This is a genomic window from Paraburkholderia graminis C4D1M (assembly GCF_000172415.1).
In the GTDB taxonomy this organism is placed as follows: Bacteria; Pseudomonadota; Gammaproteobacteria; order Burkholderiales; family Burkholderiaceae; genus Paraburkholderia; species Paraburkholderia graminis.
This window is the reverse complement of sequence record NZ_ABLD01000004.1, coordinates 351,313-373,119: the sequence shown is the minus strand read 5'-3', so window position 1 is coordinate 373,119 and position 21,807 is coordinate 351,313. Positions and strand designations below refer to the sequence as shown.

The following is a 21,807-nucleotide window of genomic DNA, read 5'->3' as shown; positions in this document are numbered from 1 at the left end:
GGGATGCAGTGCATGCCCGTGGCGTTTTTGTTTGGCCGAACGTCTGGCGAACTGCCAGTGCCTTACTTCATCTGCACCGAGCCCGACACATTCACCGTCACCGTCGACGTGCCGCCTTCTATCGGCACCGGCGCAGCCATTTTCGCGTCCGCGCCCATCGCGCGCGCGCTCATCATCATGACCGGCCGCGGCATCGAGCCGTTGTGCCCGACGTTGACCTCGCGGATCGAATAGCCGCTGTAGCCGAACGCCTGCGCGGACGATGCCGCCTGCTCGCGGAACGACTTGATCGCCTCGCCGGTGAGCTTCTGTTCGGCCACGCGCTGCGCCGCGGGCGAGAGCGAGAACTGCACGTTGCCGACCTGCATGATGGAAGCCATTTGCCCCGCGAGCTTCGACGCCGCGGTGAAGTCGTGCGACTCGAGCACGATCTCCGTGCGGCCGCGCCATGCGGAGATGCGCCCGTCACGATCGGTCGACGGATAAATCGAGAACGAACCGGTGCGCGCGGTCACGCCGCTCACACCCTTTGCTTTTTGCAACGCGGAATCGGCACGCTGATTCAGCGTTGACGTGAGCGCCGACGGATCGCTCGCTTCCTGCTCGTAAAAGAGCGTGATGTCGACCACGTCTTGCGGTACGTCCGCGCTCGCTTGCGCATTCAGCGACAGCACGCCGGCCGGTTGATAGGGCACGACGCTCTGCGCGCGCGCAACGGCGGGCGTGAGCGCGAGTGCAGCGGGCGCCGCGCAGACCAGCGCGAAAGCGAGTGCACGTGCGGTGTGTTTCGTCATTATTGGACTCCATGCTTGAACAGGGTTGCGCGCGACGAGGCGAGCGCGACGCAACGGCACGACACTTGCCGAAGCCGTTTGCGAGTCCGTTAGGCGCTCGTAACCTGAGCTTGGTTCCCTAATTTAACCTTGCTTCAACGTTGCTGCAGCGTTGCGGCAACGTGGGCCGCGCGACGTCAAACGAGCCGCGTCGTGATGAAGCGCCACTCCGCTTCGGTCACTGGCGTGATCGACAGACGGTTGCCTCTCGCGAGCACGCGCATGTCCTTCAGTTCTTCATGCTCGCGCAAGGCGGCGAGCGGAATCAACGGAATCTTCTTCTTGAACACGACGTCGACGAGCAGCCAGCGCGGCGTTTCCTGCGACGACTTCGGGTCGTAATACGGGCTCTTGCTATCGAACTGCGTGGGGTCCGGATAGGCCGTGGACGCGACTTCAGCAAGCCCCGCGATGCCCGGCTCGGGGCAGCTCGAGTGATAGAACAGCACGCCGTCGCCGATCTGCATGCCATCGCGCATGAAGTTGCGAGCCTGATAGTTGCGCACGCCCGTCCACGGCAGCGTGCGGTGCGCGGCGTTGGCGAGATGGTCGATGCTTGCTTCGTCCGGTTCGGACTTCATTAGCCAGTAGCGCATGAATCGAATTGAACGTTAGGGGTTTGAAGAAGCACGGCGCCCAAACAAAAACGGCACCGGACGCAAGTCCGATGCCGTTCCAAATAAGGTCCCCGCCTTAGCCGCTAGGCCGGCATCCTGAACCGGGGGTTCAGAATTGGTCGCAGTTAGCAGCACTTCGGGTACATCAGACAGAGTGACGCGCACGCCCGTGCTACAAATTTCCGCAACCGTGCACATGGCATTGGTTCAAGGAATATATGACCTTGGCGAACCAGGCAGGGAAGCTAAACCGATGAAGCAAAACCGATGACACTGAAACGATTGACTCAAACGTTGGGGACCTGTTCGCCTCGCGCAGTTCGTGCATGCTTCACGAACCTTGCCTGCTTACTTTCCGTTTGAATCCGCAGCCGGTATCAGCACCGGCCGCACTGCTCTCAACATGCTACTTGCAACTTACTGCACGCTGTACTGCTCGATGACAGTACCCAGTTGCTCGTTCATTTGATGCATTGTACGCCGGATTTCTTCAGCGGGAAATGCTTCTCCGTGACGCACGCTTGTTTGCAGCTTAAGCAGTTCGGATGCCAGCGACAACGCAGCCATGACTGCAATGCGATCCGTGCCGCGCACGTTGCTGTTATTGCGGATCTTCGACATTTCGGCGTCGACTCGCGCGACTGCTTCAAGCAGCGCGCCTTCCGTTTCCGGCGAGCAGGCGAGGCGATAGGGCACGCCGAGAATCGATACTTCGATCTGCTTGGTCGTCATGCATTTTCTCCGTGGCGAGTGGCGTCGCTCTCTGTTTCGACCTCGTGCGGAGCGGGTTCGAGCAGATCGAGCTGGTTGTCCGGCTCGTTGTGCGCGCGCGCACGCGGCAATTTTTCGAGGATCGCGTTCAGACGCACCTGCGCGTCGTCGATCTTGGCCGACAGCGCGTCGCGCTCCGCTTGCAGTGCGTCGCGTTCCTCGCGCAGCAGCGCAAGTTCCGTGCGCGTAGCTTCGGCTTCGGCGCGCGACTGCGCGAGTTGCTCTTCGAGCGCGAGGCGCGCTTCATTGTGGCGCTGGCTGATCGCGATCAGCTTGCCGATATTCTGTGAAAGTGTTTCGAGTTCGGTGAGCATGTGCTGCGTCCTCTAAAGACATCGCATTTTAGCGCGGAATGTCGCACGTTCCGACATTTGTCTCGTTTCGAGACGTAACAACCCCGCTTTTTGCAGCCTTTTTTCGACTGAAGAAGAGAAACTACGCGCGTGCCGGAGATCGCGTCGGACAATAGCTCGACCCTGTCCGAATGAATCGCTCTCGCGGCCCGCGTTCTTGACTGACTCAGAGGGCGCTCATACACTGGCCGCACTCTGGTGCCCGCGCGCATTTCATTGTGCGCGCAGTTAAACGGGAAGCAGGCCGCGCCGTTCTACCCGAACGCGCCAACCTGCGCTGCCCCCGCAACGGTAAGCGACCGCATTTCGCGCGCATTGCAGTTCGTCGCATTCGCTGCAGTTCATCGCTGCTCATCGCAGTTCAGTGCTGCGGTACGAATCGTATTTCGAACAGCAGTTCGCGCTTTTGCAGTTCGATCCCCATCGCGTGTTCCGGTTCAACTCGCGAGTGTGCCACTGCGCGTCACGCGTGGGAAGGCGGGATCGAAAGTCGTTAGCCCGGATACCGGCCAGAGGGAGGGGCGCGCGGCGCGAATTGTCAAAAGCGCACGCGCCTCGTTACGCGACGGCCTGCGGGGAAGCGGGCCGCGCACGCCATCCACGGGAAATCTCACTTCATGCTGTCCCCCATCGCCCGCGCGGTGCTGCTCGCTTTTGCCGGGCTGCCCCATCTCGCGCATGCGCAGGCCGCCGCGCCTGCAAACGCCGACGCTTCGTCCACTGCTGCGTCCACTGCATCGTCCACTGTTTTATCGCCCGTCGTGGTGACCGCCGAGCGCGGACCGCAAGCGCTTGCCGATACGATCCCGCAGACGTCGCTATTCGATCAGCAGGACCTGGCCGACACCACCGCAACGGATCTGCCCGGCCTGCTGCAACTCGCGCCCGGCGCGCAAATCTCGCGTACAGGGGGGCCCGGTTCGACGGCGAGCCTTTATTTGCGCGGCGCGTCGTCGACGCAATCGCTGATTCTCATCGACGGCGTGCGCGTCGATTCCGTGAGTCTCGGCACCGCGCAAATCGCGCAGGTTCCGCTCGATCAGATCGATCACGTCGAAGTCGTGAACGGCAACGTGTCCGCGTTATACGGCTCGGGCGCGATCGGCGGCGTGGTACAGGTGTTCACGAAAGACGGCGGCGCGCATCCGCCGCGTTTCAATTTCTCCGTGGGCTACGGCAGCTATCACACGCAGACGCAGCAGGTCGGCGCGAACGGCGCATTGGATAAAGACGGCCGCACGACCTTCAGCATTTCGCTCGCGCGCTCGAAAGACGACGGCTTTTCAGCGCTCAATTCAAGCGAGGCGCCCAACGCGAATCCGAACGCGAACGGCTATCTGAACGAGAGCATCTCGGCGTCGCTGCGCCACAAGTTTAACGACCAATGGGACGCGGGCGTCCGCTATCTGCAGTCGAACGGCAACAACAGCTACGACAACGCGTACGGCGCGCCGACCGATCTGAACAACCTCTACACGAAAGTGCGGCAGGTGTCCGCGTTCGCCAACGGCAAGCTGACCGACTGGTGGACCACGCACTTCATCGTGTCCGAAGGCGACGACCGCAGCGTGTCGAAGACCAACGGCCTCTACAACGGACGCTTCGATACCGACAACCGGCAGTACACCTGGCAGAACGATTTCGCGCTTGCCGCCCAGCAAAAACTGCGCGTGGGCTACGAGCATCTCGACCAGAGCCTCGACTCCGATACGTTCGCCGCGCCCACGCGGCATGTCGATTCCGTCTTCGCGGGCTACACGGCGCGCTTCGGACGCAATCAGATCCAGGCCAACGTGCGGCGCGACCAGTACTCCGATTTCGGCGGAGCGAACAGTTACTATCTCGGCTATGGGTTCGATATCACACCGCATTGGAAGCTGAGCGCAAGCTATTCGGATTCGTTTCGCGCGCCGAGCTTCGACGATCTGTACTATCCGCTAAGCGGCAATCCGTCGATTCAGCCCGAGCGCAGCCATTCGCTCGAAGCGGCGCTGCAGTACGCGTCGAATGCGTTGGGCGTGATGCGTTTGAGTGCTTTCCAGACGCGTTATTCGAATCTGATCGACTATCAGCAGGTCACGCCGGGCATCTATCTGGCGGAGAACGTGGGGCATGCAAAAGTGCAGGGGCTCGAGGGATCGTGGAGCGGACACGTGGGCAAGACCGATGTGCGCGCATCGGCCACGCTGCAAAATCCCGTCGATCTCGACAACGACGTGGACCTCGTGCGGCGCGCGCGGCGCTTCGCGTCCTTGACGGTGAACCGCAGCATCGCAGGGTGGCGCGTGGGCGGCGAGTGGATCGTGAGCGGCCCGCGCGAGGACAGCAGCGGCAAGCTCGGCGGCTACGGCATCGTGAATCTGTCCGCGCGCTACAACATCACGAAAGCCTGGTACGTGGCCGCGCAAATCCAGAATCTGTTGAACAAGGACTATGAAACGGCCTACTCGTATAACTCGCCGGGGCGCGGTGCGTATGTCACGCTCGGCTGGCAGCAACAGTGATGCGCGCGCCATGTTGAGAGCGCGCCGATGAGCCGTCATCCAGGGTCCCTGCCCGCCGCATTGCACGCGATGACCGCGAAGCGCGCCGCCGCGATCTGGCTCGTGCTCGCGCTCGCCGCGCTGGTTGTGCTGATGGCGTCGCTCGCGCTGGGCAGCGTCTCGCTCGCGCCCGCGCGCGTGATCGAGGCGCTGTCGCCGTTGCATGCGTCGGCGTCCGCGTCTGGGTCTGCCAGCGCCTCCGACGATCTCGCCGGCGAGATAGTCCGCACGCTGCGCTTGCCGCGCGCATTAGCCGGTTTCGCGTGCGGCGCATTGCTCGCGATGGCGGGCGCGCTTTTGCAAGTGCTGTTGCGCAATCCGCTCGCGGAGCCGTACGTGTTGGGCGTATCGGGCGGGGCCGCGAGCTTCGCGCTGATCGCGATGATCGCCGGCAGCGCGTGGTGGCTCGTCGATGCGTCCGCGTTCGCAGGCGCATTCGTGTCGATTCTGCTCGTGCTCGGTCTCGCGCGCCGCGAGTTGTGGCGCGGCGAGCCGCAGGACACGTCGCCGCGTTTGCTGTTGACGGGCGCGGTCATCGCGGCGGGTTGGGGCGCGCTGATCACGTTGCTGCTGAACCTCGCGCCCGACAATCGTCTGCGCGGCATGCTGTTCTGGCTCACCGGCGACCTCAACGGCAATGCGATGCCGTGGACCGCGCTTGCGGCGCTCGTCGCCGTCATAGTTGTCATCGTGCCGGTTGCGCCGCGTCTGAACGTGCTTTTGCGAGGCGACGCCGTCGCAGAAGCGCTCGGCGTGGCGGTGATGCCGCTGCGCTTGCGCGTCTATCTCGCGGCCTCGCTTGCGGCGGCCGCAGCGGTGACGACGGCGGGCACCATCGGCTTCGTCGGGCTCGTCGTGCCGCATGTGCTGCGGCTCGCGTTCGGCAACGACCAGCGCATGCTGCTGCCCGCCGCGGCGCTCGGCGGCGGCGTCGCGGTGATGGGCGCGGACCTGATCGCGCGCCTCGTGATCGCGCCGGCGCAATTGCCGGTCGGCGTGATTACGTCGATCATCGGCGTGCCCGTGTTTCTGTGGATGCTGCTGCGCGCCCGCCGATGATGCACGCCTCCCATCACACCTCCAACCAGGCTCAGCCCGCGCTCAGCGCGCAACGCGTGACGTTGCGTGCCGGCGCACGCACCTTGCTCGACGCCTTCACGCATACGTTCTATCCCGGCGAGATCTGGTGCGTGGCCGGTCCGAACGGCGCGGGCAAGACGACGCTTCTATCGACGTTGGCCGGCTTGAAGCAACCGTCGGCGGGACAGGTCGAACTCGACGGCGTGCCGCTTGCTCGCTGGCATGGTCAGCAGCTTGCGCAGCGTCGCGCGTTGATGCCGCAAAGCGCGCCCGACGCTTTCAGCGCAAGCGTGCTCGACATCGTCATGCTCAACCGCTTTCCGCATCTGACCGGCTGGGGCTGGGAGCGCGAGGCCGATCGCGACGCCGCCCACGCCGCGCTCGATGTGCTCGGCCTCACCGAATTCGCCGCGCGCGACGTGCTGTCGCTCTCAGGCGGCGAACGTCAGCGTGTCTCGCTCGCCGGGGTGCTGTGCCAGCAAGCGCCGCTGTTGCTGCTCGATGAACCGCTGTCGCATCTCGACTTGCATCATCAGATAGCGTGCCTGGAAGCGCTAAGCGAATGGACACGCGAGCCGGGACGCACGGTTCTGTTTTCCTGTCACGACCTGAATCTCGCGCGCCGGTTCGCGACGCACGCGCTGCTTCTGGACGGCGCGGGCGCTGCCTATGCGGGTCCCGCGCACGATGTACTGACGCCCGCGTTGACGAGCCGCGTATTCGGCTATCCGCTGATTCTGATTCGCGATGGCGAGCACGAGGCGCTGATTCCCGCGCCGCGTTTGCGTCATGAGTCGCCTTCGGTTAATGACACATCGGCGAGCCGGTAGCGGGAACACAACATCATCTATCTTCACGAACTCATGACTTCCACGCCAGGCTTGTCCGCATTGTCCGAAGTTGAACCGCTCGATGAGACGTTGCGCGCCGAGCTTCAGCACATCATCGATACCAAGACGAAGCCGCCCGGCAGTCTCGGCCAGCTTGAAACGCTCGCGCGTCAGATAGGCTGATCCAGCGCAGCACGTGTCCCACGGTACAACGACCCGCGCTGATTGTCTTCGCCGGCGATCATGGCGTTGCCGCCGAAGGCGTGAGCCCCTATCCACAAGCGGTGACCGCGCAGATGGTCGCGAATTTTCTCGCGGGCGGCGCGGCGGTCAATGCGTTGAGCCGCGTCGCGGACGTCGAACTCGAAGTCGTGAACGCCGGTATCGCCACGCCGCTGCCGCACACGGACGGCCTCATCGACATTCCGATTGCAGCGGGCACGCGCAACTTCGCGCACGAACCGGCGATGACGCGTGACCAGGCGCTCGCCGCAATGCACGCCGGCGCCGCGCGCGTGCGGCATCACGCGGCGCTCGGCAGCAACGTGATCGGCTTCGGCGAAATGGGCATTGCGAACACGTCGGCGGCGGCGTGTCTGATGAGCCGCTTGTGCGGCGTGCCGATCGACGAGTGCGTGGGCCGCGGCACCGGTCTCGACGACGCGGGGCTCGCGAAAAAGCGCAACGTGCTGGCCGCGGCGCTCGCGCATCACGGTGCATCGCATGATCCGCACGATCGGCACAATCGGCACAATCCGCTCGATGTGCTCGCCACCTTCGGCGGCTTCGAAATCGCGATGATGGCGGGCGCCTATCTGGCGGCAGCGCAGGCGCGCATGACGATTCTGGTCGACGGCTTCATTGCGAGTTCGGCGCTGCTGGTTGCAAACGCCATTGCGCCGAACGTGCGCGAGTACTGCGTGTTCGCCCATGCGTCGAACGAAGCGGGGCACCGGCGTATGCTCGATCATTTCGGCGCCACGCCCTTGCTCGCGCTCGACATGCGGCTCGGCGAGGGCACCGGTGCCGCGCTCGCCGTGCCGCTGCTGCGCGCGGCCTGCGCGTTCATCAACGAGATGGCGAGCTTCGAATCGGCCGGCGTCGCGAATCGCGACGCCTGAGCGATCCTCGGCATGCTTTTCAAACCCATGCACGCGACGACGCACCCATGAACCCGCTGGCGGAATTGCGCTACTTCTTCACCGCGCTCGGCTATTTCACGCGCGTGCCCGTGCCGCGATGGGTCGGCTACGAACCGCATTATCTGAATGCGGCGGCGCGTTACTTTCCGCTCGTCGGCGCGCTGGTCGGCGGCGTCGGCGCGCTGGTCTACCTTGCTGCGTTGCGCGTGTTTCCAGCGGGCGTCGCGGTGTTGCTGTCGATGGCGTCGACGTTGCTGATTACCGGCGCATTTCACGAGGACGGTCTCGCCGATTGCGTCGATGCGTTCGGTGGCGCCTATGCGCGCGACGATGTTTTGCGCATCATGCATGACTCGCGCATCGGCGCATTCGGCGCAATCGCGCTGGTGATCGCGCTCGCGCTCAAGTGGCAGACGCTCGCCGCGTTGCCGCCGATGCGCGCCGCCAGTCTGATGATTGCGGCCCATGCGGCGAGCCGTGCATGCGCGATCAGCTATCTGGCGACGCTCGACTACGTGCGCGCGGAGGGCAAGGCAAAACCGGTCGCGCAACGCTTGAGCGGCATCGCGCTGCTGTGCGTGGCGGTGTTCGGATTGCCGTGGCTGCTGTGGCCCGATGGTCCGCACGGACTGCTCATGCCCGATTGGCGCTTTGCCGGCGCGACGCTTGCCGTGCTGCTAGTGCTGCGCTTTGCGATGGGCCGCTACTTCGTGCGGCGCATCGGCGGCTATACCGGCGATTGCCTCGGCTTCGCGCAGCAGATCTTTGAACTGAGCATCTATCTGGTGGGGCTCGCATGGACCTCGTTCTGATCCGTCACCCCGCAGTCGCGCTCGACGCGGGCGTGTGCTACGGCCACAGCGATGTGGCGCTCGCCGAGGCGGCTGATGTGTCGTCGGCCGCGCTTGCGCTCAGGCTTGCCGGTTTGCAGGTGCCCGCGCCGCGCGTCGTGATGTCGAGTCCGTTGACGCGCTGCTCGGCGCTCGCCGTCGAAATGACCAACGATTTCGGCTGCGTGCTGAGCCACGACGACCGGCTGAAGGAAATGAATTTCGGCGCGTGGGAAGAGCGCCGCTGGGACTCGATCGATCGCGAATTGCTCGACGACTGGGCTTCGAACTTCGAGCACGCGCGAGCGCATGGTGGCGAAAGCGTCGCGCAATTCGTCGTTCGAGTGCGGGCGTGGTTCGACGCGTACGCGCAAACGCGCGAGCTCTCGCCCGCTTATGTGGTCACGCATGCCGGCGTCATGCGCGCGATTGCGTCGCTGGCGCTCGACGTGCCGCTCGAACGCTGCTTGCGATGGTCGCTTGAAACCGGCGCCATCGTCTGGCTGCGCCGCGGCGGTGACGGCGAGCCGTGGTCGCTCGTGAAGTGGAATGCGTGAGCGCTTGGCGATGTTTGCTTGCTGATGCTTTGTTCACGCTTTGCCGCGCTTCCCGCATCGAGCGTTATTGCGCGTTCTGCTTTCTGCGCGAGCGCGCGAGTTCAAGGTCCTCGCACAGCCGCGTCGCGCCCTGCACGATGCGCGGCGTGGGCCGATTGATCACATCGCCGTCGATGGCGAACAGGTTGTCGTGCGCCACCGCCGATAGACGCGGCCACGCGCGCCATGCGCTCAATTGCGGCAACGCGGTGTCCGGTTTCGTCGCGCCGGGCGCGGCCGTGACGATCGCTTCGGGATTGGCGGCGAGCACGGCTTCCGTCGACACCGTGGGCACGAGCGGTTGCAGTGCGGCGTACACGTTGCGTCCGCCGCATAGCGCAATGACGTCGCTGACCATGTGTTCGCCGTTGAGCGTCATCAACGGTTGATCCCACACCTGATAGAACACGCTCACGGCCGGCCGTTTCGCGTACTGCGCGCGCAGGTTCGCGATGTCGCGCCGATACGCGGCCGCGGCTGCATCCGCAGTGGACGAGGTGCCGAGCAACTGGCCGAGCTTCGTCAGCGAGACGGCAATATCGTCCAGGCGATGCGGCTCGCTGAAGTACAACGGTATGTGCAATTCGCGCAAACGGTCGAGCTGACGTTGCGCATTGCCGTGCCGCCACACCACGATCAGATCGGGCTTCAACGCGACGATGCGTTCGAGATCGAGCGACTTGTTATCGCCGACGCGCGGCAGTTGCTTTGCCTCGGGCGGATAGTCGCTGTACGACACCGCGCCGACGATTTTCGAGCCGCCGCCCGCCGCATACAAAAGTTCGGTGACGTGCGGCGCGACGCTGATCACGCGTTGTGCTGCGGCGGGCAGGGTGACGACCGCGCCGGTATCGTCGGTCACGGTGATGCCGGCTCGCGCCGGCAGTGCCGCGGTGATCAACATGGCGGCGAAGGTGAGGCGGGCACGGCGCACTGATTGGGTCATCGGTTGAGAGATCGGGTTCGGTGGCGCGTCGGCATGGCAAAGCACGAGGAATCAGGCAGCGCCCGCAGCGTCAATCGTATCGATCGCTGCGCGCAGGCTCTCTTGCAGCCGCGCCCATTCCGCTTCGGTTGCAGGCAAGCCGAACCGCACGCTACCTGACGATGCAAAGAGCCGCGTCCACACGCCGCGCGTGGCCAATGCCTGATGCAAGGCCGCGGCGCGTGCGTCGTCGGTCCAGGCGAAGAGCGGCGTGGCGCGCGTGCGAATGCCGTGGGCTTGCAACATGTCGACGAGGCGCGCGCTGTCCGCGACGAGCCGTGAGCGCATCTGCTGTTGCCACGCGCGGTCCGCGAACGCCGCTTTCACGGCATGACGCGCGGGGCCGCTGACCGTCCACGCGCCGAGCGCGCGGCGCAAGCTGTCGAGCACGGCGGGCGCGGCGAGCACGAAACCGGCGCGCACACCCGCGAGGCCGAAGAACTTGCCAGGCGAGCGCAACACGATCAACCCTTCGCGATTCGCGTGCGCTGCGAGCGAAGCGGCGGGCATCGTATCGGCGAACGCTTCGTCGACGAGCAGTGTGCCGCCGCGCGCGCTCAGTTGAGCATGCCAGGCGAGCAGCCTCGCGGCGCTCAAATGCTCGGCCGTCGGATTGTTCGGATTCACAACGATTGCATGCGTGAGCGTCTCGGGCAGCACGTCGCAGGAAATATCGAGCGACATGACGCGATGCCCGGCCCGCTCGAACGCGGGTGCGTATTCGCTGTACGTGAGCGCCGCGACGCCGGCCTGCGCGCGCGGCAGTAACGCCGGCAGCGCGCGAATTGCCGCCTGGCTTCCCGCCACCGGCAACACGTGCGCCGCGTCGGGCGCGCCGTAGTAGCGCGCGGCGCAGGCGGCGAGGTCGTCGCCATCGTCGGGCAGGCGGCGCCATGCATCGGCGGGAACGGGCGGCACCGGATAGCCGTGCGGATTGATGCCCGTCGACAAATCCAGCCACTGATCGTACGGAATGCAATAGCGCTCGGCCGCTTCGTGCAGATTGCCGCCATGCACGATGAGCGCGCCAGCCGCCGCATGAGAAGCCGTGTCGGGCGACGCGTCATGACGCATGCAGGATTCGGCGCTTCGCTCAGACATGCAGGGGCACGCTCAGCAAGGCCAGCACGATCAGCACCGCCAGCCACAGGATCACCGTGCGCTCGACCAGCATCAGCGCGGCCGTGATGTGAGCGGCCTTCGCGGGATGACCGAAGCCGAGCGTCGGCCGATGTTCGAGCATGCCGTTATAAACCGCGGGACCGCCGATCAGCACGTTCAGGCTGCCCGCGCCCGAGCCATCACCGGGCCGGCGTTCGGACTGTCCCAGCGCGGCGCCTGCTCGCGCCAGCAGCGCCACGCGGTGCGCGTGTCGCCGAACAGCGCGTAGCTCGCGGCGGTGAAGCGCGCGGGAATCCAGGTGAGCACGTCGTCGAGGCGCGCGGCGGCCCAGCCGAAGCGCAAATAGCGCGGCGTGCGATAACCCCACATGGCGTCGAGCGTGTTGGCGAGGCGAAAGCCGAGCGCGCCAGGGCCGCCCGCGATCGCGAACCAGAAGAGCGCGCCGAAAATCGCGTCATTGCCGTTTTCCAGCGCCGATTCGACCGCGGCACGCGACAGCGCGGCTTCGTCGGCATTGGCGGTTTCGCGCGAGACGATGCGCGCGGTCAGCAGGCGCGCCTCGCTGAGATCGCGCTGCGCGAGCGCGCGCGCAATCGGTTCGATGTGATCGTGCAGGCTGCGCGCGCCGAGCGCGAACCACAGCAGCGCGACGTGCACGGCGCACGCCGCAAAAAACGGCAGCACCGCGACAAGCCACCAGGCGACCAGCACCGGCGGCAACACAGCCAGCGACCACGCGAGCAGACCCTTGAGCCGCAAGCGCCGGCCACGGTTGTAATGCGCCTCGAGGCGCGCCGCCCATTTGCCGAAGCCGACCAGCGGATGCGCGCCGCTCGGCTCGCCGATCCAACGGTCGACGGCCACGCCCGCGGTGGCGAGCGTCACGATGAGAGGAAGCGACAGCATCACGCGCCGCCTGCGGTTTTGAGCGACAGCGGCAGGCCGGCGACCATCATCGCGGCCTGCGTGGAGAGCGCCGCGATACGCTGATTGAGCCGCCCGAGTTCATCGACGTATAGACGCGTGGCCGCGCCGAGCGGCACGACGCCGAGACCAATTTCGTTGCTGACCGCGATGATCTTGCCGCGAGCGTTGGCGAGCGCGGCCTCGAGCGCTTCGATGTGGGCTTGAGTTTGAGCGGGCGGGAGCGCGTCGCCGTCGGCGGGACATAGCAGGTTGGCGAGCCACAGCGTCAGGCAGTCGATCAGCGTGCAATGCCCGGGCGCGTCCGCCTTCGACACCGCGCCCGCGAGGTCGACGTCCGCTTCGAGCAGGCGCCAGTGCGCGGGACGCCGCGCGCGATGATGCGCGATGCGCGCGCTGAATTCGGCGTCGCCGGTGACGCGTGCCGTCGCGATGTAGGTGACGGGCAGCGCGCTTTGACTGGCGAGCTGTTCCGCGTGCACGCTCTTGCCGGAGCGCGCGCCGCCGATGACGAAGGTGAGGTCGCGGGAAATCATCGCGTGATTGTACCGGCGTGCAGCGCGGGTCGGCGCGATGGGATAATGCGTTTCCCCACCGAATCCAACCTTCCCGTGAGCATTCATTCGATCCCGCATGACGCCGTCTTCATGCCGCGCGGCACGCTGATGATTCAGGGCACCACGTCCGATGCGGGCAAGAGCACGCTCGTCGCCGGCCTGTGCCGGCTCGCGCGGCGCGCGGGCGTGCGCGTCGCGCCGTTCAAGCCGCAGAACATGGCGCTGAACAGCGCGGTGACCGTCGACGGCGGCGAAATCGGGCGCGCGCAGGCGCTGCAGGCGGTGGCCGCCGGCATCGCCGCGCACACCGATCTGAACCCCGTGCTGCTCAAGCCGACGAGCGATCGCGGCGCGCAGGTGATCATCCACGGCAAGGCGCGCATGAATCTCGACGCCCGCGCGTATCACGACTACAAGCCGGTCGCGTTCGAGGCGGTGCTCGAGTCGTATGCGCGGCTGCAAGCGGCCTACGACACGATCTTTGTGGAAGGGGCGGGCAGTCCGGCCGAGATCAATCTGCGCGATCGCGACATCGCCAACATGGGTTTTGCGGAAGCGGTCGACTGTCCGGTCGTGCTGGTGGCGGACATCGACCGGGGCGGGGTGTTCGCGCATCTCACGGGGACGCTCGCGTGCCTGTCGGCGAGCGAGCAGGCGCGCGTGCGCGGTTTCATCATCAACCGGTTTCGCGGCGATATCGGACTGCTGCAGCCGGGGCTCGACTGGCTCGAAGCGAAGACCGGCAAGCCGGTGCTCGGCGTGCTCCCGTATCTGCACGGCCTCACGCTCGACGCCGAGGACATGCTGCCGCCGGAGTTGCGCGCGGCGCAGCGCGGCGACGCTGCTCGCACGTTGCGGGTCGTCGTGCCGGTGCTGCCGCATATCAGCAATCACACCGATTTCGACGCGCTGCGCGCGCATCCGCAGGTCGATTTTCATTACGTGCGAAGCGGCATGGCGCCGCCGCCCGCCGATCTCATCATTCTGCCGGGTTCGAAGAACGTGCCCGGCGATCTCGCGTTCCTGCGCGCGCAAGGCTGGGACGCGGTGCTCGAGCGGCACTTGCGCTATGGCGGTCGGGTGATCGGCATCTGCGGCGGCATGCAGATGCTGGGGCGCGAGGTGGCGGACCCGCATGGCGTGGAAGGCGCGCCGGGGACGTCGGCGGGACTGGGCTGGCTCGATTACTCGACGGTGCTGACGTGCGAGAAGACGCTCAAGAATGTTAGCGGCCGCCTGGCGCTGCCTGGTTCGCCCGAAGTCGCGGGCTATGAAATTCATATGGGCGAGACGCACGGTCCTGCGCTCGACTCGCCGGCGCTGCGCCTCGGGCAAGCGGACGAGTCGCGTCCCGACGGCGCGCTGTCCGTGGATGGCCAGATTCTCGCGACCTACGTGCACGGCCTGTTCGACACGCCGGCCGCGTGCGCGGCGCTCCTGGCGTGGGCCGGGCTGAGCGATGCCGCGGCGATCGATTATCCGGCGCTGCGCGAAGCGTCGCTGGATCGGCTGGCCGATACGCTGGCGGAGCACCTGGATCTCGGGAAATTGATGGCGGCGATGGCTTGACGGCGGTTGCGCTTGAAAGGACGCGGCCGCCGACTGCATCGCGGCAGGAAATAATCAAAGCGAAATCGACGGTTTTTCGTGCGTGGTGGTTCGAATAGAGTGGCGGACATCGACCGGCTTCGTCCAGGCCGTCTCCCACCTCTCACGAAGGATCCCGTCATGAACCCGAACCGCTCCGCCGATCTGGCGGCTTTGATCTTGCGCGTCGCCCTCGGCGTGCTGTACCTCGCGCACAGCCTGCAAAAGATTTTTGTGTTTACGCTGCCCGGCACCGCGCAGTTCTTCGTCTCGTTCGGCTTGCCGGGATGGCTGGCTTACGTGACGACGTTCGTCGAACTGATCGGCGGGATTGCGCTGTTGCTGGGCGTGCAGGTGCGCTGGGCCGCGCTCGTGCTGCTGCCGTTCATGCTCGGCGCGGTGTCCGCGCATTGGCACAACGGCTGGGGATTCGGCTCGCCGCACGGCGGCTGGGAATATCCGGCGTTCTGGGCGGTGACGCTCGTCGTGCAGTCGTTGCTCGGCAGTGGCGCGTTCGCGCTGGGCGGCGTGAAGGCGCCACGGGGAGTGGTTGCCTGAGGTGCGGCGGGGCGTGGGCGGGGCCGCTTTTAGCCGGCGCCCCTTGAGCCCATCCACCCGCGCAGCATTTTCAAAAAGCACGCACCGTCAGGTCGCGTGCTTTTTTGCATCGCAAGCGCGACAGTCGCGTGCCTGCTCCTTCTCCGACCCCTCAATACAACACGATCTGCGTGCAGCGAAACAACGCAATCGTCTTGCCGTTCGCATCGCTGACCGTCGCGTCCCACACCTGCGTGCTGCGGCCGAGGTGCGCGCCTTTCGCCACCGCGCGGATGATGCCCTCTGTGGCCGTGCCGAGGAAGTTGCTTTTCAGCTCGACCGTCGTGAAATTGCGCGCCGTCTCCGGCAGATGCGCGAGGCACGCGTAGCCGCAGGCGGTGTCCGCGAGACCGATCACCGTGGCCGCGTGCAGAAAGCCGTTCGGCGCGAGCAGTTCCTCGCGCACGGTCAATTCCGCGCTCAACATGCCCTGATCCAGCGACAGCACACGCACGCCCAGCAAGCCGGGCAGCTTGCCCTTCTGGCGTTCGTGCAGGCGTTCGACGGTGTATTCCGGACGGAGCTTGCTCATGGCGGTGGCTTCCTCGAAGGATGGATTCGCTGACGGACGACGCCGATTAGCCATTCGGGGGCTTCGGCCTCGCTGCATTTGTCGATATTATCAACGGCTGGATCGGCGCGCGGACTGAAGCCCAGGCAAATCGGCGCATCGGCACATCGGCACATCGGCGCATCGGCACATCGGCACATCGGCACATCGGCACATCGGCACATCGGCACATCGGCACATCGGCGTGGCAGCAGGACAGCAGGACAGCAGGACAGCAGGGCAAAATCCGACGCATACAGTTGAAGACACACAGCGGCAAACCGGCTGGCAGCGCCCAGCCTTCTTTCCGGGAGTATTCATGACGGTAATCGTGGTGGCGAATCCGAAGGGCGGCGTGGGCAAAAGCACGCTGTCGACGAATCTGGCCGGCTATTTCGCCGCAAACGGCGAGTGGGTGGCGCTCGCGGATCTGGACAAGCAGCAGTCGGCGCATGCGTGGCTGTCGTTGCGGCCCGACACGTTGCCCGCCATCGAAACGTGGGAAGTCAACCCGGAGACGCCCGCCAGGCCGCCGAAGGGGCTCGAGCACGCGATCGTCGACACGCCCGCCGGCCTGCACGGCAATCGCATGAACGTCGCGCTGGAACTGGCGGACAAGGTGATCGTGCCGCTGCAGCCGTCCATGTTCGACATCCTCGCCACGCAGGATTTTCTGGAGCGCTTGGCCAAGGAGAAGGCCGTCAGGAAAGGCGCGATCGAGATCGGCGTGGTCGGCATGCGGGTCGATGCGCGCACGCGCTCCGCGGAGCAATTGCACCGTTTCGTCGAGGGATTGAAGCTGCCGGTGCTCGGCTATTTGCGCGACACGCAGAATTACGTGCAGCTCGCGGCGCACGGCCTGACGCTGTGGGACGTCGCAAAAAGCCGCGTGGAGAAGGATCTGGAGCAGTGGCAACCGATCATCGAGTGGACGAACGGCGCCGCGAGGAAGGGTTGAGCGATTGCGGGGCTGGGCGGCGCGGCAGTCGGAGATCCACCGACGCCTCCCGCAACGCCAGCAACTCGCTCAGGTCCAGTTCTGCGTAGGCACGTGGTCGCGGCTACCCTTGATCTTGTTGTTTTCGTCGACGAAAACCAGGTCCGGCTTCCAGCCCGCCTTCAGTTCCGCTTCGTCGACCACGGCGAAGGCCGCGATGATCACCAGATCGCCCAGTTGCGCGCGCCGCGCCGCCGAGCCGTTCAGCGAAATCATGCCGCTGCCGCGCTCGCCCTTGATCGCGTACGTCGAGAAGCGCTCGCCGTTATTGATGTTCCAGATGTCGATCCGCTCGTTTTCCACGATATTCGCCGCTTCGAGCAGATCTTCGTCGATCGCACACGAACCTTCGTAGTGCAGCTCGCAATGCGTGACCGCGACGCGGTGAATCTTCGACTTCAGCATGTTGCGTTGCATGGCTAGTCAATCCTTGTGACTCGTAGGCGCAGTCCAATCGCCTAAGACAATTTCAGATTTCGAGGTTGTCGATAAGACGGGTCGACCCAAGCTTGGCGGCCGCCAGCACGACCAGTTCGGCGTTCGCGTCTTGCGGACCCGGCGGCAGCAGATTCGAGCGCTTGCGCACCGCGACGTAATCCGGTTGCCAGCCGCGCGCGCTCAGCGCGGCCATCGCCGCGCGCTCGAGCGCCGCGAAGTCGTGTTCGCCGGCGAGCACCGCGTCGCGCACGCGATTGAGCTCGGCCGCCAGCATCGGCGCCTCGGCGCGCTCGGCTGCCTGCAGAAAGCGATTGCGCGAGCTGAGCGCGAGGCCGTCGGCATCGCGCACGGTTTCGGCGGCGATGATGTCGGTCGGCAGCGCGAACTGGTGGCACATGCGGCGCACGATCATCAACTGCTGGTAATCCTTCTTGCCGAACACCGCGACGCGCGGCTGCACGCACGACATCAGCTTCATCACGACGGTGCACACGCCCTGGAAAAAGCCCGGCCGGAATTCGCCCTCGAGGATGTCGCCCAGATCGTGCGGCGGATGCACGCGATACTCCTGCGGCTCCGGATACAGATCGCGCTCGGTCGGCGCGAACAGCACGTAGACGTTTTCCTTCTGCAGCTTCTCGATGTCGGCTTCCAGCGTGCGCGGATACTTGTCGAAATCCTCGTTCGGTCCGAACTGCAGACGATTGACGAAGATGCTCGCCACCACCGGATCGCCGTGCTGGCGCGCGAGGCGCATCAGCGACAGATGGCCCTCGTGCAGATTGCCCATGGTGGGCACGAAGGCCGTACGATTCTGGCCGCGCAACTGGTCGCGCAATTCATGGATCGAGCTGATGACTTTCATGATCGGACAGGGATTCCTCGCGCGGCGCGAGACTGGGTTGACGCAACGGCCTGGCCGGTTGCGCGGCCCGCGGCCTCACTGGTAATGACAGGTTCGAAGCGCGGGATTGTAGTGGATTTGCCGGCGCGACGCACCGAAATGAGGCCTGATCGGCCACTCGAAATGGGGAGGTGCGGCGCCGCGGTTTCCATGCTGGCCCCGCTGGCGAATGGCTTCGCTAACGGCCTGGCGAATGGCCGGCCCAACGGCCGCGCTTCCGCCCGAAAGCGACGTTCAGGCCGGCAATAGGCGAGGCGCACATAGATCGGTGCGAACGGCTCCGCCTGGGTAATTTCGACGAGCGATTCCCGGCACAGCTCGAGCACCGCGATGAAGTTCACCACCACGACGGGCACGCCCTTGCCGGTATCGAACAGCTCGGCGAACTCCATGAAGCGTGCGCTTTGCAATTGCCGCAGGATCGAGCTCATGTGCTCGCGCACGGACAGTTCCTCGCGCGAAATCTTGTGATGCTGGACGAGCTTCGCGCGCTTGATGACGTCGGCCCACGCGGCGCGCAGGTCTTCGCTGTTCACGTCGGGAAAGCGCGGCGTGATGCTTTGCTCGATGTAGACCTCGGCGCGCAGGAAGTCGCGCCCGAGTTGCGGCAACTGGTCGATGCGCTGCGCGGCGAGCTTCATCTGCTCGTATTCGAGCAGGCGCCGCACGAGTTCGGCGCGCGGGTCTTCGGCTTCCTCGCCGCTGTCCACTTTCTTGACGGGCAGCAGCATGCGCGACTTGATCTCGATCAGCATGGCCGCCATCAGCAGATATTCGGATGCGAGTTCGAGATTGGTCTGGCGCAACTGGTCGACGTAGCCGAGGTATTGCACCGTGACATCCGCCATCGGAATGTCGAGCACGTTGAAGTTCTGCTTGCGGATCAGGTAGAGCAACAGATCCAGCGGTCCCTCGAACGTTTCGAGAAACACCTCGAGCGCGTCCGGCGGGATGTACAGGTCGGTGGGCAGCTTGAAGAGCGGCTCGCCGTACAGGCGCGCGAAAGCAATGCCGTCGACGGTGTCCGGCGTCGAATCGGTGGCGGGCGCGGCAAGCGCGGCGTCGGACGAATCCGGCGGCGCGCCGTGTGCCTCGTCGGCGTGACTCATCGGTTGCGCCGGGCGCTTAGAAGTTCTGATAGTACTGGTAAGCGTCTGTTCGACGCGCGAAGCCTTCTGCTCGGCGCGCTCTTCCAGGTCGATCGGCTGCTGTCCCACAGAGCGCCGGCCGCGGCGCTGCTCGGCTTCCAGCGTGGGCTTCTGCTCCTTGAGCTGATTGAGGAACTGGGTGATGTCCGACTGATACATGGCTCGACGTCCGTGGTTGGGGAAACGGCGGCTTCGCTGGTCTTCGTGCGGATGCCGCATCTATTTCGCAATTTTAGCGCATGCGCCGCGCGCGGTCGAAAAACCCCGTCGACGGCGCACGCATCGTGGCCGATGTTGCGCGCTGCATGCGTGGCTGGAACCGCGCGCCGTATGACGCGTCAAAGGCGGGCGCGTCCGCCTCGCTGGATGCGTCTGCGGCGGGATCGGCAGCGCGTTCGAGCTTGTGTTCGGGCGTGCGTTTAGAGATAGCGCGCTTCCGCCGATGTGGTCAAATAGCGAGCTTCGGCGGCACTGCGCGCCCGAACGAAAAATTCATCAACCATGGCCGGAGGTCCTGCTTGGCGGGGTGTGCGATCGAAAAGCCGCAAGAGCGGCGCGGTGAACGCAGCGCGCGGGGTGCAGCGCAGCGGCGCGCGTCGGCCGGCAACGCGGCGCTGCGGCGCTGGCTGCGCGCGTGGCTTGCCGCCGCCGTGCTGCTGCTGACGCTCGCCGGCGGGCCCGCTTACGCGGCACGCGCGGCGGCGAGCTACAAGGTCGACGTGGAAGCCTCGCCGCGCTCGCTGCGCAAACTCCTCGAAGAGCATCTGGATATTGCGCGCTTCGCGAAGCGTCCCGACATCAGCGAGGATCAGTTCGAGTTTCTGATCACCGCGACGCCGCAGCAGGTGCGCGATCTCGCCGCGACGCAGGGCTATTTCACGCCGATTGTGCGCACCGACGTGCGCACCGTCGACAACGCGAAGCGCGTCACCGTGAGCGTCGATCCAGGCCCGCAAACCACCATCAGTTCGATCTCGCTGTCGTTTCGCGGCCCGGTGCTGACCGAGGACCCGGAGCAGGAAAACACCGCGCGCTTCGCGTTTTCGCTGCACGAAGGCGATCCGTTTTCCCAAGGCGACTGGGACGACGCGAAGAACGCATCGCTGAAGGCCTTGCAGGCGCGCCGCTATCTCGGCGCGAAGATTTACCACTCGGAGGCGCGCGTCGATCCGCGCACGCACGAGGCCAAGCTCTCCGTCGCCTATGAAAGCGGGCCGACCTTCACGATGGGCAAGCTCGACGTGTCGGGCACGCGGCGCTATCCGGAGCAGATCGTCGACAACGTCAATCCGATTTCGGTCGGCGATATTTACGACGTCCAACGCATCACCGAATTGCAGCGGCAGTTGCAGAACACGCCGTACTACGCGAGCGTCGCGATCGACGTGGACAGCGACCCGGCCAAGCCGGCCGAAACGCCGCTGCATGTGAAGGTGTCGGAATATCCGTACAACAGCATTCGCGGCGGCGTCGGCTATTCGACCGATAACGGCGCGCTCGTGCAGGGCGCGTACTCGTATCTGAATACGTTCGGCAAGGCGTGGCCGTTCACCATCGACGGCCGCGTCGATCAGGTGCAGCAATACGGCCAGATACAGCTTGCGATGCCGCCGGGCCCGCGCGCATGGACCAATAGCGTGCTCGCTTCCTACACGACGACAGATGTTTCCGACACGCGCATCTACAGTATCCGCGGCGGTGTGCAGCGCACGCGCACGTCGCAATTCATCGACTACAACTACGCGATCCTCTTCTACCAGGATCGGCTCGATCAGAACGTCGGCCCGCCGACCACGAGCCGCGCGCTGGTGCCGACCTGGTCGTGGACCCGGCGCAATACCGACGACCCGCTGTTTCCGCGCAAAGGCAATCTGATCCACGTCGAGGCCGGTTTCGCGGTGAAGGGCGTGCTGACCGACCAGACGTTTATCCGCGGCTACGCGCGCGGCCAGCAGTATCTGCCGATCGGCAAGCAGGACCTCGTGGTATTTCGCGCGGAACTGGGCGGCGTGTTCACGAGCGGCAGTTCGAGCGGCATTCCGGCCTCGCTGCTGTTTCGCGCGGGCGGCTCGAATTCGGTGCGTGGCTATAGTTACCAGAGCATCGGTAACAACGTTCAGGGTTCCGTGCTGCCGACCAAATATCTGCTGACGGGGTCGGCGGAATATCAGCACTGGTTCACGCACGACTGGGGCGCGGCCGCGTTCTTCGACGTCGGCACCGCGACCGACACCTGGGGCGAAAGAGTGTTTTATCCGGGCGTGGGCGTCGGCGCGCGCTGGCGCAGCCCGGTCGGTCCCGTCAACGTCGACGTGGCCTACGGCATCCGCAACCGAAGCGTGCGGCCTTATCTGACGCTTGGGATCGCCTTCTGATGGAAACCTCCTTTTACCCGAACCGCGC

General features: G+C 65.3%; 19 protein-coding genes, 1 other RNA gene, 4 pseudogenes and 1 riboswitch. Of the genes and pseudogenes, 10 read left to right on the top strand and 14 right to left on the bottom strand.

The genetic code is table 11. The features are described from left to right. Nucleotides 1-62: 62 nt before the first annotated feature. The 5 genes from BGRAMDRAFT_RS09735 to BGRAMDRAFT_RS09720 form a co-directional block, all read right to left on the bottom strand. Entirely contained in the window at nt 63-794 is a 732-nt protein-coding gene (locus BGRAMDRAFT_RS09735; protein ID WP_006048547.1) for an SIMPL domain-containing protein, read from the bottom strand. 176 nt (nt 795-970) lie between these two features. After that, nucleotides 971-1,429: an EVE domain-containing protein gene (locus BGRAMDRAFT_RS09730; protein WP_006048546.1), complete on the bottom strand. Its 459-nt coding sequence runs from the start codon at nt 1,427-1,429 to the stop codon at nt 971-973. An 85-nt stretch (nt 1,430-1,514) separates the two neighbouring features. Then, a non-coding RNA gene (gene ssrS, locus BGRAMDRAFT_RS33380) (6S RNA) lies at nt 1,515-1,696 on the bottom strand. 171 nt (nt 1,697-1,867) lie between these two features. Then, entirely contained in the window at nt 1,868-2,182 is a 315-nt protein-coding gene (locus tag BGRAMDRAFT_RS09725) for a cell division protein ZapA (protein ID WP_006048545.1), read from the bottom strand. Next, nucleotides 2,179-2,535, bottom strand: coding sequence for a hypothetical protein (locus BGRAMDRAFT_RS09720; RefSeq protein WP_006048544.1), 357 nt, complete (start codon nt 2,533-2,535; stop codon nt 2,179-2,181). Before BGRAMDRAFT_RS09720 ends, BGRAMDRAFT_RS09725 begins: the two co-directional genes overlap by 4 nt. A 218-nt stretch (nt 2,536-2,753) precedes the next feature. After that, nucleotides 2,754-3,102, top strand: a riboswitch (cobalamin riboswitch). 89 nt (nt 3,103-3,191) lie between these two features. Between BGRAMDRAFT_RS09720 and BGRAMDRAFT_RS09715 the strand changes: the two genes are divergently transcribed. From BGRAMDRAFT_RS09715 to cobC, 6 genes and pseudogenes are all read left to right on the top strand, one after another. Next, a complete protein-coding gene (locus BGRAMDRAFT_RS09715; protein WP_006048543.1) occupies nt 3,192-5,078 on the top strand; it encodes a TonB-dependent receptor domain-containing protein in 1,887 nt (628 codons plus the stop codon). A gap of 27 nt (nt 5,079-5,105) precedes the next feature. Further along, a complete protein-coding gene (locus tag BGRAMDRAFT_RS09710) occupies nt 5,106-6,176 on the top strand; it encodes a FecCD family ABC transporter permease (RefSeq protein ID WP_006048542.1) in 1,071 nt (356 codons plus the stop codon). Then, complete coding sequence (locus tag BGRAMDRAFT_RS09705) at nt 6,173-7,027, top strand: ABC transporter ATP-binding protein (protein ID WP_006048541.1); 855 nt, start codon at nt 6,173-6,175, stop codon at nt 7,025-7,027. The genes BGRAMDRAFT_RS09710 and BGRAMDRAFT_RS09705 overlap by 4 nt, the downstream gene beginning before the upstream one ends. A 33-nt stretch (nt 7,028-7,060) precedes the next feature. Beyond that, nucleotides 7,061-8,148: pseudogene (gene cobT, locus BGRAMDRAFT_RS09700) on the top strand (nicotinate-nucleotide--dimethylbenzimidazole phosphoribosyltransferase). A 47-nt stretch (nt 8,149-8,195) separates the two neighbouring features. Beyond that, nucleotides 8,196-8,981, top strand: coding sequence for an adenosylcobinamide-GDP ribazoletransferase (locus tag BGRAMDRAFT_RS09695; protein WP_006048538.1), 786 nt, complete (start codon nt 8,196-8,198; stop codon nt 8,979-8,981). Next, nucleotides 8,966-9,556: an alpha-ribazole phosphatase gene (gene cobC / locus BGRAMDRAFT_RS09690; RefSeq protein WP_006048537.1), complete on the top strand. Its 591-nt coding sequence runs from the start codon at nt 8,966-8,968 to the stop codon at nt 9,554-9,556. Before BGRAMDRAFT_RS09695 ends, cobC begins: the two co-directional genes overlap by 16 nt. Nucleotides 9,557-9,620: 64 nt before the next feature. Here cobC and BGRAMDRAFT_RS09685 read toward each other — a convergent pair whose 3' ends face one another. The 4 genes and pseudogenes from BGRAMDRAFT_RS09685 to cobU all read right to left on the bottom strand — a co-directional run bounded on the left by BGRAMDRAFT_RS09685 (nt 9,621) and on the right by cobU (nt 13,162). Beyond that, entirely contained in the window at nt 9,621-10,541 is a 921-nt protein-coding gene (locus BGRAMDRAFT_RS09685; RefSeq protein WP_006048536.1) for a cobalamin-binding protein, read from the bottom strand. Between the two features lie 51 nt (nt 10,542-10,592). Further along, nucleotides 10,593-11,654 (bottom strand): threonine-phosphate decarboxylase CobD, encoded by a 1,062-nt coding sequence (gene cobD, locus BGRAMDRAFT_RS09680; RefSeq protein ID WP_006048535.1) that lies wholly within the window; start codon nt 11,652-11,654, stop codon nt 10,593-10,595. A 19-nt stretch (nt 11,655-11,673) separates the two neighbouring features. Then, nucleotides 11,674-12,608 (bottom strand): annotated as a pseudogene (gene cbiB, locus BGRAMDRAFT_RS09675) (adenosylcobinamide-phosphate synthase CbiB). Beyond that, the gene (gene cobU / locus BGRAMDRAFT_RS09670) at nt 12,608-13,162 is read right to left on the bottom strand and encodes a bifunctional adenosylcobinamide kinase/adenosylcobinamide-phosphate guanylyltransferase (protein WP_006048532.1); all 555 of its coding nucleotides are present in this window, start codon (nt 13,160-13,162) and stop codon (nt 12,608-12,610) included. Before cobU ends, cbiB begins: the two are co-directional and overlap by 1 nt. A gap of 45 nt (nt 13,163-13,207) precedes the next feature. Between cobU and BGRAMDRAFT_RS09665 the strand changes: the two genes are divergently transcribed. Beyond that, the gene (locus BGRAMDRAFT_RS09665; RefSeq protein ID WP_006048531.1) at nt 13,208-14,752 is read left to right on the top strand and encodes a cobyric acid synthase; all 1,545 of its coding nucleotides are present in this window, start codon (nt 13,208-13,210) and stop codon (nt 14,750-14,752) included. Nucleotides 14,753-14,911: 159 nt separating this feature from the next. Beyond that, nucleotides 14,912-15,328, top strand: coding sequence for a DoxX family protein (locus tag BGRAMDRAFT_RS09660; RefSeq protein ID WP_006048530.1), 417 nt, complete (start codon nt 14,912-14,914; stop codon nt 15,326-15,328). A gap of 151 nt (nt 15,329-15,479) precedes the next feature. Here BGRAMDRAFT_RS09660 and BGRAMDRAFT_RS09655 read toward each other — a convergent pair whose 3' ends face one another. Then, the gene (locus BGRAMDRAFT_RS09655; RefSeq protein ID WP_006048529.1) at nt 15,480-15,899 is read right to left on the bottom strand and encodes a PaaI family thioesterase; all 420 of its coding nucleotides are present in this window, start codon (nt 15,897-15,899) and stop codon (nt 15,480-15,482) included. A 337-nt stretch (nt 15,900-16,236) separates the two neighbouring features. On the opposite strand from BGRAMDRAFT_RS09655, the gene BGRAMDRAFT_RS09650 reads away from it, so the two are divergent. Then, nucleotides 16,237-16,875 carry a ParA family protein gene (locus tag BGRAMDRAFT_RS09650; protein WP_006048528.1) on the top strand — a complete coding sequence of 213 codons (639 nt, stop codon included), beginning with the start codon at nt 16,237-16,239 and terminating at the stop codon, nt 16,873-16,875. A gap of 69 nt (nt 16,876-16,944) precedes the next feature. On the opposite strand, the gene panD is transcribed toward BGRAMDRAFT_RS09650, so the two are convergent. The 4 genes and pseudogenes from panD to BGRAMDRAFT_RS35295 all read right to left on the bottom strand — a co-directional run. Then, complete coding sequence (panD, locus tag BGRAMDRAFT_RS09645; protein WP_006048527.1) at nt 16,945-17,331, bottom strand: aspartate 1-decarboxylase; 387 nt, start codon at nt 17,329-17,331, stop codon at nt 16,945-16,947. A 52-nt stretch (nt 17,332-17,383) separates the two neighbouring features. Then, entirely contained in the window at nt 17,384-18,217 is an 834-nt protein-coding gene (gene panC / locus BGRAMDRAFT_RS09640; RefSeq protein WP_006048526.1) for a pantoate--beta-alanine ligase, read from the bottom strand. Nucleotides 18,218-18,501: 284 nt separating this feature from the next. Further along, nucleotides 18,502-19,365: pseudogene (locus BGRAMDRAFT_RS35300) on the bottom strand (segregation and condensation protein A); the annotation flags it as partial. Nucleotides 19,366-19,470: 105 nt separating this feature from the next. Continuing rightward, nucleotides 19,471-19,563: pseudogene (locus BGRAMDRAFT_RS35295) on the bottom strand (DUF3460 family protein); the annotation flags it as partial. Between the two features lie 359 nt (nt 19,564-19,922). On the opposite strand from BGRAMDRAFT_RS35295, the gene BGRAMDRAFT_RS09630 reads away from it, so the two are divergent. Beyond that, on the top strand, nt 19,923-21,779 hold the full coding sequence (locus BGRAMDRAFT_RS09630; protein ID WP_006048524.1) for an autotransporter assembly complex protein TamA: 1,857 nt from the start codon (nt 19,923-19,925) through the stop codon (nt 21,777-21,779). Nucleotides 21,780-21,807: the final 28 nt, after the last annotated feature.